Genomic DNA, 1,356 nt, shown 5'->3' with positions numbered 1-1,356 from the left:
TCTCCCTTCCCACACAAGAGACTGAATATTCAGTCTCTTGTGTGGAGAAAATCAGTCCCCTATCAATTCAAATCCATTTCAGAGAAACCCTACCCCATTTACATTACACAAAATTCTTGACGGTACCCTCGTTTCAGGATGCTCATGTAAGTAATGAAAAATTTCTAGTAAACGATTTTGTAACTCAATATCTTCCATTCCCAACAACTCCTTTCACCACTTTTACACCAATTTACGTCGCTAAATAGACGCTAATTAAGTATAGAAATATCTCCTTCCTCTTCATATTTTAGCTTTTAGGTTCATTCAACATACTGAATCGTGATTCTGTTGTCAAGTATTTATAAACCTCCCATGATTTCCTAACTTTTATCCAAGATGTTTGATTCTAAAAATCTCTTATTAGAATCGACAAAATCAGACAAAAAATAGATTGACGCTTTCAGAAATAATATTTATTATTCATAATAACGTCTATTTCATGACAATTCAAAATTATAAAAAGTGGCATAGGGGGGGATTAATGATGAAAAAAGAGATATCTTTTAAGGCAGCCATCATTCCAGTCTTAGTAACAATTGTAGTAATGGCGATTACCATTGTTGTTCTCGAGAAAAGTCCACATATTCCATTGATTGTTGGAACAACTGTCGCCGCCCTTATTGCATGGCGTTCAGGATACAGGTGGAAAGAAATTGAAGAAGCGATGTATAATGGGATTCGTCTTGCTCTGCCGGCTATTGTTATCATTATGCTTGTCGGCTTAACCATTGGGGCTTGGATTGGCGGCGGGATTGTAGCAACAATGATTTATTACGGATTAAAGCTTTTGACACCTTCACTATTTTTAGTTTCAATCACGATTATATGCGTTGTTGTATCGTTAGCCATCGGAAGCTCATGGTCAACCATGGGGACAATAGGTGTCGCCGGAATGGGGATTGGACTAAGCATGGGGATCCCTGCGCCAATGGTTGCGGGTGCTATTATTTCCGGGGCTTATTTTGGCGATAAAATGTCACCGCTTTCAGACACTACAAACTTAGCTTCAGGCTTAACAAATACCGATTTGTTCGTCCATATTCGCCATATGCTATATACGACAATTCCCGGCTTACTTATTTCCTTAGCGGTGTATGCCTTTTTAGGGAGAAATTTTGGAAAGGGCAGCGCTGAAACAGCTGATATTCAACAAACGTTAGAGGTGTTGCAAGATCATTTTCTCATCTCTCCCTCTATAAATGTTGATATATCAACGGTTGTAGCCGTTTCAGGGGTGTCAAAAAAATATTTTTCGACAAAGTTTCTAACATTATTTCTTAAATATGTGTATATCTTACATTGACGGGGTACGCT

General features: G+C 38.1%; 1 pseudogene. It reads left to right on the top strand.

The annotated features are described in order from the left end of the window. Positions 1 to 526: 526 nt before the first annotated feature. Positions 527 to 1,288: pseudogene (locus ETB99_RS14500) on the top strand (Na+/H+ antiporter NhaC family protein); the annotation flags it as partial. Positions 1,289 to 1,356 lie beyond the last annotated feature (68 nt).

It is taken from the genome of Anoxybacillus sp. CHMUD (assembly GCF_013096965.1).
GTDB lineage: Bacteria > Bacillota > Bacilli > Bacillales > Anoxybacillaceae > Anoxybacillus > Anoxybacillus kestanbolensis_A.
Note: the sequence above shows the minus strand (reverse complement) of the source record. Positions and strands in the feature narration are given on the sequence as shown.